Annotated in this window: 15 protein-coding genes and 2 pseudogenes; 12 read left to right on the top strand and 5 right to left on the bottom strand. The window is 62.3% G+C overall.

From position 1 onward, the window contains the following. The first annotated feature begins 676 nt into the window (after positions 1–676). From E5W87_RS18240 to E5W87_RS18230, 3 genes are all read left to right on the top strand, one after another. Complete coding sequence (locus tag E5W87_RS18240; RefSeq protein WP_292400296.1) at positions 677–2,416, top strand: HAMP domain-containing sensor histidine kinase; 1,740 nt, start codon at positions 677–679, stop codon at positions 2,414–2,416. Then, the gene (locus tag E5W87_RS18235; RefSeq protein ID WP_292400293.1) at positions 2,391–3,164 is read left to right on the top strand and encodes a peptidoglycan-binding domain-containing protein; all 774 of its coding nucleotides are present in this window, start codon (positions 2,391–2,393) and stop codon (positions 3,162–3,164) included. Before E5W87_RS18240 ends, E5W87_RS18235 begins: the two co-directional genes overlap by 26 nt. Positions 3,165–3,272: 108 nt before the next feature. Further along, a complete protein-coding gene (locus E5W87_RS18230) occupies positions 3,273–3,620 on the top strand; it encodes a DUF1491 family protein (protein ID WP_292400290.1) in 348 nt (115 codons plus the stop codon). A gap of 45 nt (positions 3,621–3,665) precedes the next feature. On the opposite strand, the gene E5W87_RS18225 is transcribed toward E5W87_RS18230, so the two are convergent. The 5 genes from E5W87_RS18225 to E5W87_RS18205 all read right to left on the bottom strand — a co-directional run bounded on the left by E5W87_RS18225 (position 3,666) and on the right by E5W87_RS18205 (position 9,307). Continuing rightward, positions 3,666–4,682, bottom strand: coding sequence for a hypothetical protein (locus E5W87_RS18225; RefSeq protein WP_292400287.1), 1,017 nt, complete (start codon positions 4,680–4,682; stop codon positions 3,666–3,668). A 398-nt stretch (positions 4,683–5,080) separates the two neighbouring features. Then, a complete protein-coding gene (locus E5W87_RS18220; protein ID WP_292400284.1) occupies positions 5,081–5,629 on the bottom strand; it encodes a DUF1254 domain-containing protein in 549 nt (182 codons plus the stop codon). After that, positions 5,622–6,206: a DUF1214 domain-containing protein gene (locus E5W87_RS18215; RefSeq protein ID WP_292400281.1), complete on the bottom strand. Its 585-nt coding sequence runs from the start codon at positions 6,204–6,206 to the stop codon at positions 5,622–5,624. The genes E5W87_RS18220 and E5W87_RS18215 overlap by 8 nt, the downstream gene beginning before the upstream one ends. A gap of 112 nt (positions 6,207–6,318) precedes the next feature. After that, the gene (locus E5W87_RS18210; RefSeq protein ID WP_292400278.1) at positions 6,319–8,478 is read right to left on the bottom strand and encodes a transglycosylase domain-containing protein; all 2,160 of its coding nucleotides are present in this window, start codon (positions 8,476–8,478) and stop codon (positions 6,319–6,321) included. Positions 8,479–8,662: 184 nt separating this feature from the next. After that, positions 8,663–9,307, bottom strand: a complete 645-nt coding sequence (locus E5W87_RS18205; RefSeq protein ID WP_292400275.1) for a TetR/AcrR family transcriptional regulator — start codon at positions 9,305–9,307, stop codon at positions 8,663–8,665. Positions 9,308–9,449: 142 nt separating this feature from the next. Between E5W87_RS18205 and E5W87_RS18200 the strand changes: the two are divergent. From E5W87_RS18200 to ccmI, 9 genes and pseudogenes are all read left to right on the top strand, one after another. Then, positions 9,450–10,926, top strand: a pseudogene (locus E5W87_RS18200) (trimethylamine methyltransferase family protein); the annotation flags it as partial. Positions 10,927–11,257: 331 nt separating this feature from the next. Then, positions 11,258–11,506 (top strand): hypothetical protein, encoded by a 249-nt coding sequence (locus tag E5W87_RS18190; RefSeq protein WP_292400271.1) that lies wholly within the window; start codon positions 11,258–11,260, stop codon positions 11,504–11,506. 12 nt (positions 11,507–11,518) lie between these two features. Then, positions 11,519–11,785, top strand: a complete 267-nt coding sequence (locus tag E5W87_RS18185; protein ID WP_292400268.1) for a DUF1488 domain-containing protein — start codon at positions 11,519–11,521, stop codon at positions 11,783–11,785. Between the two features lie 110 nt (positions 11,786–11,895). After that, positions 11,896–12,306, top strand: a complete 411-nt coding sequence (locus tag E5W87_RS18180; protein WP_292400265.1) for a DUF3168 domain-containing protein — start codon at positions 11,896–11,898, stop codon at positions 12,304–12,306. A gap of 177 nt (positions 12,307–12,483) precedes the next feature. Continuing rightward, positions 12,484–12,783: a hypothetical protein gene (locus E5W87_RS18175; RefSeq protein ID WP_292400262.1), complete on the top strand. Its 300-nt coding sequence runs from the start codon at positions 12,484–12,486 to the stop codon at positions 12,781–12,783. 69 nt (positions 12,784–12,852) lie between these two features. Further along, on the top strand, positions 12,853–13,518 hold the full coding sequence (locus E5W87_RS18170; RefSeq protein ID WP_023800820.1) for a response regulator transcription factor: 666 nt from the start codon (positions 12,853–12,855) through the stop codon (positions 13,516–13,518). Then, positions 13,502–14,953 carry an ATP-binding protein gene (locus E5W87_RS18165; protein WP_292400259.1) on the top strand — a complete coding sequence of 484 codons (1,452 nt, stop codon included), beginning with the start codon at positions 13,502–13,504 and terminating at the stop codon, positions 14,951–14,953. The genes E5W87_RS18170 and E5W87_RS18165 overlap by 17 nt, the downstream gene beginning before the upstream one ends. 207 nt (positions 14,954–15,160) lie before the next feature. Continuing rightward, positions 15,161–15,601, top strand: a complete 441-nt coding sequence (locus E5W87_RS18160) for a hypothetical protein (protein ID WP_292400256.1) — start codon at positions 15,161–15,163, stop codon at positions 15,599–15,601. A gap of 116 nt (positions 15,602–15,717) precedes the next feature. Continuing rightward, positions 15,718–16,377 (top strand): annotated as a pseudogene (gene ccmI / locus E5W87_RS18155) (c-type cytochrome biogenesis protein CcmI); the annotation flags it as partial.

The raw sequence follows: 16,377 nt of genomic DNA, 5'->3' as shown, positions 1-16,377 counted from the left end.
ATGTCGCCGACCGCTTCGCGTGCCGCAAACAAGGCCTGGATTGGCCCGACGCTTTGGTAGCCTGTCTCGCCGGAGCCGACATTCAGCGGCAGCGCCAGAAGCACCAGCGAAAACCAGAAAGCCATTCTTATCAGAAAGCCCATCTGTATGCCCTCTCATGCGTGACCGGATCATGCGTTCGTGCGGCATGACCTCTTTGGATACGATAATGGCATAGACGCGCAAAGGACGGCTTGCCTGGTCAGCGAAAATTTTCCTCAAATTTTAGGCAAATTCGAAACGAAGCATTTTGCAATGCGTTTGCCTCAAATCCAGTCGATTTTCTTCACCTGGGGTTAACCATCCATCTGGCTGTTTTCTATAGCTATTTCCCAGAAGTGCCGCGTGCCGGTGGCGACTGTCGGAGGCAGAAGGATAATCCGCCCGGATAACGCTCCATTTACTATGGCTGCAATTGCCGAGGTTTTGCCGCGCCGGTCTCCCAATATTTGCCTCAGGCCGGGCGTTGGTCGGTCCCGCCTTATCCATTCCTTAAACGCTGGATGCGAGTTTCAGAGCAACAAAAGCAACCTGCGAAGCAGGGCTGTTCACGACCGGGTGCGAGTGCGTTGAGTTGAGTTCGACCAGGACCAGATACGTTGAGTTACCCGGCGCGATGGCAGCCGGTTGCGAACGTATGGTTCATCCGTCCATCCTCGGACAGGACGATCGCCGCTGCCAGCGCCGGTTTATCGGTGTCATGCTGGCCGCTCCGTTCTTCGCCGCAGGTGCAGCAGTCACGCTGGTCACCTCGGGCATGGGCGCGGCCGTGACCATGGCTGCGATCTTTGCGGCTTTCGGCCTTTGCTGGTTTGCCGCCTTGCTGGTGGCGGCATCGGGTAAGATGGCGTTCGCCTGTCAGGTCGCCCTGGCGATGGGCAGTCTTGCGCTTGCCGGTGTCATTGCCGCGGCGGGCGGTCTGGCCTCTCCGGTCGCTATGCTTGTCGTGGCGCTGCCGTTCGAAGCCTGGTGGATCGGCGCGTCTCGCCGCGCTGCATTGTGGGGTGCCGTATCCGCATTTGTCGCTATCGTGCTGGAGCCTTTTGCCGGTTCTGTCTTCCCGTTCGGCGCGGCAGAGGTCGCTGCGTGGCATTGGCTGCTGCCGCTGGCCTGGGCGCTCACCTTCATTCCGCGTATCGCAGCACTTAGCAATCCGGCCGTCGCGCAGCTCGATTCGGCGACCGACGAACGGCTCGAGAACATCATCGACGCCGTTGTCCTTCGGGTCGGCAGGCATGGCGAGGTTCTGGATGCGTCGGCAAAAGCGCGCGCGATCCTGAAGCTGCAGCCGGAGCTGCTGTTCGGTACCGGCCTGTTCGATCGTATCCATCTGTCCGATCGCGTCGCATACCTCAGCGCGCTGGCCGACATGCGCGATGGCGCGTCGGCGCGCCGGCTCGATCTTCGCGTCCGGCTGCCGCAAAACGGCAACGGCCCGACGGCGGACAATTACCGGCCGTTTTCCCTTGAGCTGATGCGGGCGAAAGAGCAGCAGGACGTCTTCACGCTCGTCTTGCGCGAAAACGACGAAGTCGCCGGATTGCGCGAAGAGCTTGCCGCTGCGAACGAGGCGGCCGCGTCTGCCGAAGTGGCGAAGGGACGGTTTCTGGCGGTTGTCAGCCACGAGCTTCGCACGCCGTTGAATGCCATCATCGGTTTCTCCGATATGCTGCTGCATGAGATGTTCGGCACCTTCAAGGATCCGCGCCAGAAGGAATATGTCGGCTTGGTCAAGGAGTCCGGCCAGCATTTGCTTGCCGTCGTCACCTCGATACTCGACGTGTCCAGGATCGAATCGGGCGCCTACGCGGCCGAGCCGGAACCGTTCCGTTTCGTGGAAGCGGTCGACATGTGCCAGTCCATGATGCGGCTGCAGGCCGAGGCAAAGAACATCGATCTGCAGGCTCAGATCGCGCCGGATGCCGGCGAGATAAACGCTGACCGTCGTGCCGTGCAGCAGATACTCATCAACCTCGTCTCCAATGCCATCAAGTTCACGCCCGATGGCGGCGATGTCGTCGTCAGCGCCAAGCGGATCGGCTCGCGACTGCATTTCTGGGTCAGGGACACCGGCATCGGCATCGCCGAGGAAGACTTGGCCAATCTCGGCAAGCCGTTCATGCAGATCCAGAACGACTATACGCGCCGGTTCGAGGGAACCGGGCTCGGCCTATCGCTGGTGAAGGGCCTGGTGGCGCTGCACGAAGGCACGATGTCGATCGAAAGCATGCCGGGCGAGGGCACCACAGTAACGATCAGCTTGCCGGTGAACGGACCGAAGGGACGTGCGACCGACAAGCCCGGCGTGCTGTCGATGCCCGCGGCCAAGGCGGAGACGAAAGGGGACAGGCATGGCTCGCTCCGCAAAACAGCCTAAGGCGGTCAAGCGCCGCGGCAATGCCTTCCAAGGTGGCGCGGTCGCCGTCGGCAGCCTGATTTCACGCAATCCGGTTCTGGTCGGCGGTTCGACCGCCTTCCTGGTGACGCTGTTCTACGTCTCGGCGAACGCTCTGTGGTATCAGCCTTTTCCTCATGCCGGCGCGTTTTTCGCGACCAGGAGCATAGAGGGCTTTCCTCGCGCAGACGCCGACGAGCCAGAGACCACCATCAACATCGTGCGGCCGGGCCCGGCGGCGGCACCGATCAAGAGCGATCCGGTCGTCGAGCAGGTCCAGGGCATCCTGAAGGATCTGGATTTCTATTCCGGCACGGTCGACGGCATTTCCGGCCCCAACACGCGCAACGCCATACAAGCCTATCAGCAGAAGGTCGGGCTCAACGCCTCCGGCGAGATCGACAGCGTTCTGCTCGATCAACTGGGCGCCACGCCCACCGCTTCGACGGTTGTGCCGCATCCGGCTCCCCGCCCGCACGACATCGCTGCGATTCCCGTTTCCGCTTCGGCGCCGGCGGATGCGTCGGCGCAGGCGCCCGACGCCCGCATTATCAAGATCCAAGCCGGGTTGAAGGCATTCGGCAATGACGATATGCAGCTCGATGGCGTGGTCGGGGCACGCACCAAAGCAGCGATCAAGGAGTTCCAGTCGCTGTTCGGGCTACCGGAGACCGGCGAGCCCGACGAGGTCGTCTACGTCAAGATGCGCGAGATCGGCCTGACCAACTGACAGTCGACGCCCGACGGTAGAGGCGTTCGCCAACCGGACAGGCGAAAACCGATTTCGATTTTCGAACCTTTGCTCTAAGTACCGTCCGATGTCGTCCAGAACCCTGCCATGCGCGTAACCACCGATCTGTGGGTGTCGGCCCTCTTGCGCCGGGTTTTCAGCGCCGGGGGCTTCGCCGCCGTGGTCAAGCGCGGCGCGACCGAGGCCGGCGCGGTCTTCGTGCTGGCGCGTGGCCGCATGGGCGAGATCGCCCTGTTTGGGCCGGCGCCGCAGACGAGCTACGATTCAGCCAAACCCGACGACCGGTTTTTCAGCCTGCTCGGCGCTGGCGACGATGCCGCCGTCTTTGACGCACGACTGGAAAGGGAGAAAAAATTCGACCCCGACATCTGGGTGGTCGAGATCGAGGCCGGCGTTGTTCCCGTCGAGGAGCTTATTTCCGTCAAATCGCTCTAACGATATGTATGAAAGACAAAGGCTTAAAGCGTTCGCTTGAATTCTTCAGACGCGCCGCGCCTTAAGGCTGATGGCAGCATTGTCGCTGTCCGCCTTGTGGATGTCGGCATTTGCCGCGACCGGCCCGGTATTGCGAACAGCCTTCGACAGTGTCTCGGCCTTCCAGCCGCGAACCCTGTCCAGCGCTGCGTCGCGATGCAGCAGACGGTACCGGTCGAGGAAGACGCGGATGGCCTGCGGATGCGGAAACTCTGCGGGATAGATGGCAACGGTGATCAGGAACGCCTTGTCTTCGCCGAGATCGAGCGCGCGCAAGCCGGCCAGCAGCGACGTGTAGTTCTGGGTTGCGGTGAGCGACCGCGCCGTTGAAAAGTCGATTTCAAGCGCATCGGCCAGTGCTGTCTGGAAGAATGCGGTGTTGCCGGTCAGCGCCGTCTCGCGCAGTTTGACATAGGTTTCCGCGCCGGCGAACGGATTGCCGGTCGCATCGCCGCTCTCCGCATCGGCGCGCATCATCGACCGTAGCCGGCGCCGTGCATTTTCGGCGGCGCCGGGCACCTGCTGCCGGTCGGGACCGGGCACAACGACTTCGGCGCTTTCGGGCGCCGTCTTGGCGATCGCCTCCGGCTGCCGCGTCCGTACCAGCGTCGGCCTTTCAAGCACTCTGATCAGATCGGCGATGGTCGGGTTCAGATCCTTGCGGCGCGCGATGGCGCGCGCATGCGGCAGGCCGTGCCGCCCGATCAGCGCGATGAGATCGATGTTGCTGAGCGCGCGCGAGCGGATGAGCAGCGGGGCTGCGATGTCGACCGGCTCCTCGCACAGCCGCCGGACCAGCGCGGTGGGCGCATATTCGCACTCGGAAAGGGCGGCAGCGACGTAGCGGCGCGATTCGACCGACACATTGGCGAAAAGTGGAAGCGTCAGATCTTCAAGCTGTGCGATCTCCCGGCGCGAAGGCCGGGTGAGCGAACAGAACGCCGACACAGCGGCGCGGAACAGCCTTTCGGCCTTTCCCGATTCAGCCCGTATAGCGATTTGCCTGAAATCCGAAGCTGACACGAAGGATACGCCTGACACTCGACACAACCTGGACCATGCTCGACCGGGACTGTGTCGGTTTCGCATTTCCCAAGAACAAAGATCAAGTTAGCGGCGATCCGTTAGCGTTCCGTTAACCTACTGCCGTCCTTAATCAGACTTGGAGGCGTTGCGTTGTGCTCCGGGGCAACCGAGAGGAATACGCGAACCATGGGCATGGTACTGTCTTTCGTGCCGCGAACGGCGGCAACCAACAGAGCAGAACGAAACACCGGAATGCCGGCGGCGGTGATCATTTTCCCCGGCGTCCGCTACGAGCAACGACCACTGACGGGCGAGACCCGGACAGGCGCCGGTCTGGACAAGCCGGGCTCGTCAGGGACGCGGCCTGTTCCGCACCACTGAGTTTCGGGATCTCTTTAGAAATCCTGCAGCTCGCAGGAGCTCTGCTCGAGAAACCGTGACACGACCGGCTTCCAGCTGTCGTCAGGTACGAAGGAGCGGATGACGAACATGCCTTCGTCGATGGGCGCTTCGACGAAGATTGCCCCTTGCAATTCCTCGGGAAGATTCTTGCGGATCTCGATCATCTGCGCCGGCGTCAGTACGATACTGTCCAGCACTCTTCCGGTCGCGCTGTGGTCGTTGAAGGAATAGATGTTGTGGCCGCTGCGGTCATAGACCGATACGGACCAGAACGGGACGTTTCCGGGTGCCTTGACCCGCACCATCCCTTCGGACAGATCGAACCGGCAAGCCGCCGCATAAAACAGCGGATCGACGGATTTTACCACTGGCGTACCGCCGGCCTCTGCGTCCAGCCTGGTCATCCTATAGAGGTCCGAGGCCATGGCCAGACGCGACCAGGCATCGCGTTCGGAAAATTCCGGGACGAGCAGCAGTACGATGATGTGGACGATGCCGGCGCCAAGCAGGCCGAGCAAGATCGCATGCAGCAGCCTACGCATTGCAGCCGACCTTCAGGATCTGCGGCAGCATGACATCCGAAAGACCGGTGCTGCTGGCGATCGGCGTGTCGTAGAATGTCAGCACGAAATACATCCGGCCGAAGCCGTCGGAAAGCAGCCAGTTGCCGGGCGCGGGGCGGTTGCCGACGGAAATCACCACCGAATTGTCGGGCTGGCGCAGCACCTGGTAGGATTGAAGTGCCGCAAGCCTCGGCTTGCCGGTCTCGACCACGCCGAGTGACTGATCGGCGGTATAGAGCGTCCAGAACCGGGCCGTGGGAAATCCGCCTTCGATTTCATAGGCGCATTGGCGTTTCAATTGTTCGCCGCCGGAATCGCGTTCCGCGATAAAAGACAGGCCCTCTGTCTGCCCAAGTGCAAGAACACCCTCGCGCGCCACGCGGGCTTTCGAATAAGGGTCCGCCGCCTGCGTGCCGATATCGGGGAACGCCGTCCATGGGCCGATCCGGATCGCGCCGACGCCTTCCTGCGTCTTGAGAGCGTACCAGACGCTGCCGCCGCCGCCGCCGATGGCTATGGCAAGCGCGAGGAGCGTCAGGAATGCGTTTTTGAGCATGAGGGGCCGCGGGAAAGAGGAGTGCCGCTCGGGGATATCGCGGGGCAGGGGGCCATGGCAAGCGGACCTCTGTGGAATTGCCGGCGCGAGCATGACCCGTCGTGTGCGGGCGTCAAAGCGCCGACAGGGTCTCCGGCGTCGCAGGCGCCTGGAGGACGGGCGCCGACTGGAACAGCCTCGTGATGTCCTTGAGCGCCCGCGTGGTTTGGCTGGACAGCACCGGCGGGCGCTCGGCGGCGGCGTTGGCCGCTGCCTGCTCGGCATTCATCTTTTCCGCCTCCTCGGCCTTGGCAGCGATCTCTTCGTCGACGAAGGGATGATCGAGACCGGGGATCGGCTTGAGGTCGATATTCTGGTGCGCATAGACCATCAGCCGCTGCCACACCATCGCCGGCAGCGAGCCGCCGGTCATGTTGTTGGTCGGGGTGAAGTCGTCATTGCCGAGCCACACGGCGGCCGTATAGTTGCCGGTGAAGCCGACATACCAGGCGTCGCGGTAAGACTGCGTGGTTCCGGTCTTGCCGGCCGAAACGATGTTGGGAAGGGCAGCGCGCCGCGCCGTGCCCACCACCGGCACCGCCGCCAGCATGGTGTTCATGTATTTCAACGCCTGCTGAGAGAGCACACGGCGCGGCGGCGGCGCATCCTTGGTGAAATCGTAAACCACCTCGCCGGTACGGGTGACGAGCTGGGTGATGCCATGCCGGGAGCCGACAAAGCCGTTCTGGGCAAACACGCTATAGCCCGTCGCCTGGTCCATCACGGTCATGCCCGATGTGCCGAGCACCATCGTCTTGTGCGATTCGAGCGGCGATTCGACGCCCATCGCTTCCGTCATCGCCTTGATCGGCTTGATACCGAGATAATCTTTGGCCAGCCGCACCGGCACGGTGTTGATCGATTTGGCCATCGCCGTGATCAGCGTGACTTTGCCGGCCGATCCGCCATTGTAATTGTGAGGCGACCAGCCGCCCCAGGAGATCGGCCCGCCGGAAACGACGGAGTCCGGCGTGAAGTCGTGCTCCATCGCCGTTGCGTAAACATAGGGTTTGAACGATGAGCCGGTCTGGCGTAGCGCCTTGGTGGCGCGATTGAATTGGCTGGCACCATAGTCGCGGCCGCCGACGATCGCCCTGACTGCGCCATTAGTTTCGATGACGACCATGGCACCTTCGGTGACATTGTATTCCTTGCCGAACTGGCGGAGATGGAATTCCATCGATTCTTCCGCCGCCTTCTGGATGTTGGCGTCGAAAGTGGTGTGAGCGACCAGCGAATGCTGGCCGGACTTTGCCGCGACCTTCTTGACCTCTTCGAACGCCCAATCGAGGTAGTAATCCGGGCTCTTCTGCTCGCCGCGGTCGACGATTTCGGCCGGATGCAGCCGCGCCTGCAGCACCTGACCCTCGCTCATGAAGCCGGCCTCGACGAGATTGGACAGCACCACATTGGCCCGCGCCCTGGCAGCAGGCAGGTTGATGTGCGGCGCGTATTTGGTCGGTGCCTTGAACAGGCCGGCCAGCATCGCCGCTTCGGCGAGGTTCACATCCTTGACGCTTTTGCCGAAATAGAAATCGGCGGCCGCTTCGATGCCGAAGGTGCCGCCGCCCATATAGACGCGGTCGAGATAGAGCTGCAGGATCTCCTTCTTCGACAGATTGGCCTCGAGCCACAGCGACAGAAAGGCTTCCTTGATCTTGCGTTCCAATGTCCGTTCATTGGTCAGGAACAGGTTCTTGGCCAGCTGCTGGGTGATGCTCGAGCCGCCTTGCACCACGGAATTCGCCCGCACATTCTCGAATATCGCACGCGAAAGACCAAGCACGTCGATGCCGTAGTGATCGAAGAAACGCCGATCCTCGGTGGCCAGCACTGCCTTGATGACCTGGTCGGGCATCTCATCGACTGGCACCGAGTCGCGCTGGATGATGCCGCGCTGGCCGATCTCGTTGCCGTAGCGGTCGAGAAAGGTGACGGCGAAATCGCCCTGGGCCCGCCAGTCGCCGGCGGTCTCCTGGAAGGCTGGCAGGGCAAGCGCCAGCATGACGACGATGCCGCCGGCGCCGAGCGTAAAACCCTCGCTCAACAGTTCGATGATGCCGCGGCGCCAGCCTGAGACGCGGAAGCGCCTGAAAAAAATGGTGGCCGCTTCCCAGAACCGGCGCGCCTTGAAGCCGATCTCGTAGAGCGAGGAATCGAACCACGCATCCGCCGCCAGCAGTCTTGCGGCAATCGGGCCTCTTCTCTTGCGTGGTTTAAAAGGACTGGCCATTCCAGGATCCGGCTGCGGCTAGGCCTCTCACTACAAACTGCATGGGGGCAATTTCAGGGCGGGCGCGCCTACCAAGACTATTCGTCCATTTTGGCCCCGCTCACAAGGGCGAGGAGCATGCGCGGTACAGTTTTAGATAGGAGCTTGAGGGCACCTCCACCGCTTTGCAGGCTCGCACCCGCTTTCAATATTGCCGCGCCGCGATGAAGCGCATGAAATGCGCCACGTCGGCGTCGCTTGGCTCCTGGCCGGTGAAACTGCGCAGATAGGCGGCGAGATGACTGACTCTCGCCTCTACCGGTTCCTTGAGGTCGAGCACATAATAACCAATCTGCATGTAGTAGAGCACGCGAGCGCGGATGAAGGCATCCTCTTCATCGTAGCCATGCCGGCGATACATGTCGCTGATCGCGCCCAGGCGGTCATTGTCGGCCTGGTCGATCGCCCGGCGCACGTCGTCGGAGCGACGCGCCCATTCCCGGACGGCGAAGTCGAGCCTGGGATCGAACAGGCGCTCGTCCGCCCAGCATTCGAACACGTTCATGACACCCATGATGATGCTTTCGGCCGGCCGCTGCGCGCGTTCGACGATCGCCCTGGTGTTGGTGTCCCGCCAATGGGCAAGCAATTGGTCGAGCAGATCCTGACGGCTATCGAAATACCAGTAGAAGCTTGAGCGCGAAACGCCGAGCTTCTGGCCGAGCGGCAGCACGCGCACGCTTTCGACGCCGTCTGAAATCAGTGTCTGGAGTGCAAGATTGATCCAGTCCCCACGCGTCACCTTGATGTTGCCGGGCGCCGGCTCGTCCTGCAGAGCAATCATGATCATGGCCGCACAATAGGCATGAGGGGGAGCTGCATACAATCGTACTAGACACATATGTACAGTGCAAGTATCCTGCCCGCTCCAACGAACCGGGCCGAACGGCCGGCGCGTCACCGGGGTAACGCGGCAATGAGGAGTATCCGCCATGGTCGATGACGCCGCACGCAACCTCAGGCGCGAACGCAGGCGCGGACGAACTGGCGAGGCCGGCAGCGAGAGCAGCCGCCGGCCGGACTATCGTTCGCTGAAGAATCCGTTCTTGCCGCAGCCTGTCTTTTCGGCCGACCAGGTGGCCGCGATCCACGACACGGCGCTGCGCGTGCTCGAGGAACTCGGTATCAAGGTGCTGTTGCCCGAAGCGCGTGTCATTCTTGCCCGCGCCGGCGCTTTGGTCGACGAGGACAGTCAGATGGTGCGCATCGGCCGCGACATCGTCTCGGCGGCGCTGGCCTCGGCGCCGAAATCGATCTGGGCGTGCGCCGGCGACCGTGCCCGAGACCTGACGCTCGAACTCGGCTCGATGACGTTCCTTGCGGGATCCGGGGCGCCGAACGTCACCGATCTGGAGCGCGGCCGGCGGCCGGGAACGCTTGCCGCTTTTGAGGATCTCATTCGGCTGGTGCAGCATTTCGACGTGCTACATATGCTCGGCCCCTGCGTCGAGCCGCAGGACGTCGATAACCGCTTGCGCCATTATGCCGTCAACCGGGCTCAACTGACGCTGTCGGACAAGTTCCCGTTCATCTTCGCGCGCGGCACGCCGCAGGTCGAGGATGGGTTCGAGATGCTGCGGCTGGCGCGCGGCCTGTCCGAGGACGAATTCCGTTCGGGAGCCTATTGCTACACCGTCATCAACACCAATTCGCCGCGTCAGCTCGACATTCCGATGGCGCAAGGCATCATCGACTTTGCCAAGGCGGGGCAGGTGTTGATCATCACGCCCTTCTGCCTGGCCGGCGCCATGGCGCCGATCACGGTGGCCGGCGCGCTGACGCTGCAGCATGCCGAAGCGCTGGCCGGGCTGACGCTGGCCCAGATCGTGCGGCCGGGCGCGCCCGTCGTCTATGGCTCCTTCTCGTCCAACGTCGACATGAAATCCGGAGCGCCGGCCTTCGGCACGCCGGAGCACGTCAAGGCAACGCTCGGCGCCGGTCAGCTTGCGCGCTTCACCGGCCTTCCCTGGCGGTCCGGCGGCGGCAGTGCCGCCAACATTTCGGACGCGCAGGCAGCCCACGAAACGCAGTTCGCGCTATGGGGCTCGGTGCTTGCTGGCGCGACGGTATGCATCCACGCCGCTGGCTGGCTCGAAGGTGGCTTGAGCGTCTCCTTCGAGAAGCTGATCACCGATATTGAGGCGTTGCAGACCGTTGCGGAACTCTGTGTGGCGACGCCAGGCGACGAAGATGCGATTGGCTTCGAGGCGATCGCTGAAGTGCAGCCAGGCGGGCATTTTCTTCTCGGCCGGACACACAATGGCGCGCTACCGCACAGCATTCTACGAGCCGCTGGTGGCCGATTGGTCGAATTTCGGCAACTGGACGCAGGCAGGGTCAAGAACCGCCACCGAGCGTGCCACCGGCATCTGGAAACGGCTGCTGGCCGACTTCCGGCCACCGGCTTCTGCCGCTGCCACGTCAGACATTCTCGACAAATTCATAGCGCGGCGCACCGAAGAGGGCGGCGCGGCACCGATTTCGTGATCTGGTTCAACATATGCGGCATAGGGGACGCGATTGCCGCCAGCGCGGGTGCCGCCGGTCACACCCGTCAGGACCGGCGATTCAAAAAATATTCATGGACTGAGGAAGATATTGAATAGTATTATTTGGGAAGTTTATTTTAAGGTATTTGATCAACCAAAAATAGCTTGGAAATTGAATTTTCTGTTCCGAGTCCCTATTTTAAGCGAGAAACTCACTTTCATCATCTCAGCCAAAAGAGGAGATTTTATCGATGGCGGAATTCAATCAAAATATCATGGAAAAGGCTGAAGCGCGCTTCATGGAGAAGCAGAAGAAAACCGCTGAGCGAAACCAGGCTACGGCCGAATATGTTTCCGAGGCCAAGGCCAGGGACATCAAGACTGCAAGGTTGCGGGCGCTGCGGCTGGCCAAGGAAGAAGCCGACCGCGCGGCGGAAGCCCTCAATCCCGTCGCTACCAAGAAAAAGCGGGCGGCAGTCAAGAAGGCGGGGGCCGCTTAACGGCGTCAAGTCATGAGCCTGACATTTCCAAACCGAAGCCGCAGCTACGACGAAGCGAGCCGACGGATCCGCTTCGTCGGCTATGACGGCATGTCCCAGATTTCTTTCTTTGTCGATGCAGATGCCATTTCGACGGCGTCGCCGGGGACGGCGACAGCCGAAGCCACATACCTCGCCGCCTTCGATGCGGCCGTCAGTCCCATACATGACGTCGCAAGGAATGCTTATGCCCGCACCGGCAAAAGCATGTACGTGCTGACCGCAGCCGATTTTCGATAATCCCGACCGTCCCGTGATCTGGCGCCAAAACGTCAACGCGGCTACGCTGCAAGCAGGAATCGCTGACGGCGCGAAGGCTTGTTCAGCCGTGACGGGCGAGGGAGAAGACGATGACCGCGCCGGCCGCCGCGCTGCAGAAGGCCTTGTTCGAAGCGCTGAATGGTGATGGTTTCCTGACAGCGGCATTGGGCGGCGCAAAACTATTCGACCATGCCCCGGAAAATATCCCGTTTCCCTATGTCACCTTCGGCCGGACCAGCGTCCACGACTGGACAACGGGCATGGAGAACGACGCCGAGCAGCTTTTCACGCTGCATTTCTGGTCGAAGTCCGAGGCCAGGGAAGAAATGCTCGATGCGATGGACATGGTCAGCGCTCGCCTTCAGGATGCGGCGCTCGCGCTCGACGAGCATCACCGCGTCAATCTCAGGCTCGAATTCACCGAGGCCCGTTACGACGAGGACCTTTCGGCCTATCACGGGCTGCTGCGCTTTCGCGCCGTGACGGAAGAAAACGCCTGACGCGCTTTCAATATGGCTGCAACACAGTCTAGACTGGCGCTTCAATGAATTTTGCCGGGCTGGGCCGGCGAAATCATAAGGTCGGTTGTCTCGCATTTCAGGGGGGTGAGATAGGCATGTGTTGCAGGCGTTCACTGTTCATTTCACGTTCAGCACCGATGCGTTAGAACGCTGATCATGAAAACGCTTCGCTCCCACTTCCGAACCGCGACACTGGCGCTCTCAGCAGCCGGTCTGTTCGCGTCGCAGGCGACGGCGCTGCCGGTCGTCGTGCCCGAGCAGAACCGGCCGATCGTCCTGGCTGCCTCCGACTGCTACGCGATCGGTCAGCAGGTTGCCGAGCAGAATGGCGGCACGCTGGCCAAGGCATCGCAGTCGACGCGCGGCGGCCAGCCGGTCTGCGTCATCGTCGTGCTGGTTCCGGGCAAGGATGGACAGCGTCCGCGCCGCACCGAGATCGTCGTTCCGCAGAATTGACCTGCCGTTTCCCAGCGTGCCGGAATCGGCCTATATCTGACCAATTCTTCAACAGGTGTTGATCCCAGCATGCGCGTACTGGTCGTCGAAGATGACAAGGATCTCAACCGGCAGATATCAGACGCGTTGGTCGATGCCGGCTATGTCGTCGACCGGGCTTTCGACGGTGAGGAAGGGCATTTCCTCGGCGATACCGAACCCTATGACGCCGTGGTGCTCGACATCGGCTTGCCGCAGATGGACGGCATCAGCGTGGTCGAGCGCTGGCGGCGCGGCGGCCGCAAGATGCCGGTCCTGATTCTGACGGCGCGCGATCGCTGGAGCGACAAGGTATCCGGCATCGACGCCGGCGCCGACGATTACGTCACCAAGCCGTTCCACATCGAAGAGGTGCTGGCCAGGGTCCGAGCGCTCATCCGGCGCGCGGCCGGCCATGCGTCATCCGAGCTGACCTGCGGGCCGTTGCGGCTCGACACCAAGGCCTCCAAGGCCGATGTCGACGGCGTGCCGCTGAAGCTGACGTCGCACGAATTCCGCCTGCTTGCCTATTTGATGCACCATATGGGCGAGGTCGTGTCCCGGACCGAGCTGGTCGAGCATCTTTACGATCAGGATTTCGACCGCGATTCCAACACAATCGAGGTCTTTGTCGGACGGCTTCGCAAGAAGATGGGCATCGACATGATAGAAACCGTTCGCGGCATGGGCTATCGAATGCGTGAGCCGGAGGCGTAAGGCGGAACCGCTCAAACAGACTGCAAGAACGCCGCTTTCACTGCGGTTCTGGCCGCGTTCGCTGGCGTTCCGGGTGATCGCCTTTTCCACGGTCTGGGCGATACTCACCTTGATTGTCATCTTCACGCTGATCACAACGCTCTATCGCCAGGCGAGCGAGCGCGGTTTCGACAGCTTGTTGTCGGCGCATCTGTTCAATCTGATCGGCTCGGTCGGCGTGTCCGAAGGCGGTTCGCTGACCGGCGCTCCCGACCTTGGCGATCTCCGATTCTCGGAGCCGAATTCCGGCTGGTACTGGTCGGTGGAACCTGCGTCGGAAGGCGTGCGCGGTGATCTGCACTCCTCCTCGATGACCAAAACGATCCCGTCGCCAAGTGTCGCCGAGGTTCCCTTCAACGCCAGTTTCCAGCGCAGCTATGCCACCGAAGGCATCAATGGCGAGGAGCTGGAAGTCTTCGAGAGCGAATTCGTTCTCGACGCGAAAAATCGCGCAGCGCGCTTCCGTGTTATGGGCAACCAGACCGAACTCGAGCAGGAGATAGGTGCCTTCCAGCGTCGCCTGCTGACCTATCTTTCCCTGTTCGGCGTCGGCATGATCGCCATCAACGCCATCGCCATCCTGCTGGGCCTGCAGCCATTGCGCCGGGTCAGGAACGCTCTCGCCATGGTGCGAGAAGGAACTGCGCAAAGGCTCGACGGCCGCTTCCCGGCCGAGATCGAGCCGCTTGCCAACGAGACCAACGCGTTGATCGAAAACAACAAGCGTATCGTCGAGCGCTCGCGCACGCAGGTCGGCAACCTCGCCCATTCGCTGAAGACGCCGCTGGCGGTGCTGATCAACGAGGGGCGCGCGCTCGGCGGCGTCAAGGGCAAGCTCATAGCCGAGCAGGCGGCCTCCATGCAGAAGCAGGTCGATCATTATCTGCAGCGCGCCCGCGTCGCGGCGCAACGCGACAGCGTCGTCTACCGTACGCCGGTGACGCCGCTGGTCCAGCGCATGGTGCGCGTGCTGCAAAAACTCAACCCGCAGACCGCTCTCTCGCTTTCGCTGCCGGCAGCCGATATCGTTTTTGCCGGCGAACGCGAGGACCTGGAAGAATTGCTTGGCAATTTGCTCGACAACGCCATGAAATGGGCAAAGAGCGCAGTCGCCGTGTCGGTGGCACCAATCTCCGGCAAGATGAGTGGCGCCGGCAAGGAGGGTGCTGTCAATCTATTCGAGATCAGCATCGAGGATGACGGCCCGGGCATTCCCGAAGACAGGGCGCGCGAGGCGCTGAAGCGCGGACGGCGGCTCGACGAGACCAAGCCGGGGACCGGGCTTGGGCTTGCCATTGTCGCCGACCTCGTCAATGAGTATGGAGGCGTTCTGGCTCTGGAACGGTCCGGCTTGGGCGGGTTGAAGGCAGTGGTTCGATTGCGGAGCCTTCAATGATGCCTGCAGGCCGATCGACACCTTCAGTGATGCTTGCAGGGGCAAATCGACAATTGATCGGCGATGCGTGGTGATATGGCGGCATGTCGATTGGTCTCGGAGTCGTCGGCCGCGGCCAAATTTCCGACAAACATCAACACTATGGCCACGCCGACTTCCCCGATGGCGCGGCCCCCCAGCTCTAACTCAAGAAAACCGGTTGTTGGCATGAAGATTCGCGTCGCGCTCGTTTCCGCACTGCTGGCCGTTTCCGGCTGCACCACGCTGGGCAACAGCCCGGGCCCCACGGTGGCGCCGCAGCCTGCCGCCACGCCGCCAAGTGACGGCAAGATCGCGACAACGATCATTTCCGCCATGGGCGGCGGCCTCGTCAGCGGATCGATCGGAGCCGGCTTGAAGGATGCCGAGAAGCGCAAGGCGCTGGAGGCCGAATACAAGGCCCTCGAGTACACGTCGAGTGGCCAGAAGGTGACGTGGAAGAGCGATCGATCGGCGCACTACGGTGAAGTCGTGCCCGCCCAGCCCTATCGTGTCGGCTCGCAGGACTGCCGGCAATACACCCATACGGTCTTTACCGGCGCCGCCGGCGCCACCGCTCGCGGAACCGCTTGCCGCAACCCCGATGGCAGTTGGACGCCGCTGACGTAACGACTGGCCGGATAGGTCCGGTTGACATCAATCAAGGGCATGCGACGCACCTGCCGTCAAAGCGTCGCAGGACGCCTGTGTTGGCAGGGCAGGGCTCTGCCGTTATTGGAAGAAGCATGCTGTTCTGGGTCATAGCTGCCATTCTCACGCTGGGTGCAAGCCTGGCGGTTCTGCTGCCGTTGGCCGGCGGCTCGAAGGGCGGTTCGGCGAGCAGCGATCATGACCTTGAAGTCTATCGCGACCAACTGTCCGAGCTTGACCGAGACGTGGCGCGCGGCCTGATCCAGCCGACGGAGGCCGAAGAGGCACGTGCCGAAATCGCCCGCCGCATCCTTCGCCTGGACAATGCCGATCCGGCCGACAAGGCCGCGGCGCGGCAGCCGTCGATGGCGACCAGGCTGGTTGCGACGGCCGCGGTCCTGGTGGTTCCGCTGGTCAGTTGGGGCTTGTACAGCCAGCTGGGCTCCCCCGATCTGCCGTCGCAACCGCTCAGCGAGCGGCTGGCCAAGAATCCCGCCGACAGTTCGGTGGATGAACTGGTTGCACGCGCCGAGGCCCACCTTGCCGCCAATCCGTCCGATGGCAGGGGTTGGGACGTTCTGGCGCCCATCTATCTGCGCCTGCAGCGGTTTTCCGATGCCATGACGGCCTATCGCAACGCCATTCGCCTCGATGGCGACAGCGCCGCCCGCCAGGCGGGCCTCGGCGAAGCGATCGCCAACGCAGCGGGCGGCGCTGTCGCCATCGAGGCGAATGGCGTTGCGATAGGCCGTCAT

This window comes from Mesorhizobium sp., from assembly GCF_004962925.1.
Classification (GTDB): Bacteria; Pseudomonadota; Alphaproteobacteria; order Rhizobiales; family Rhizobiaceae; genus Mesorhizobium.
The sequence above is the reverse complement of the archived record's forward strand: the minus strand, read 5'-3'. Positions and strand labels throughout refer to the sequence as shown.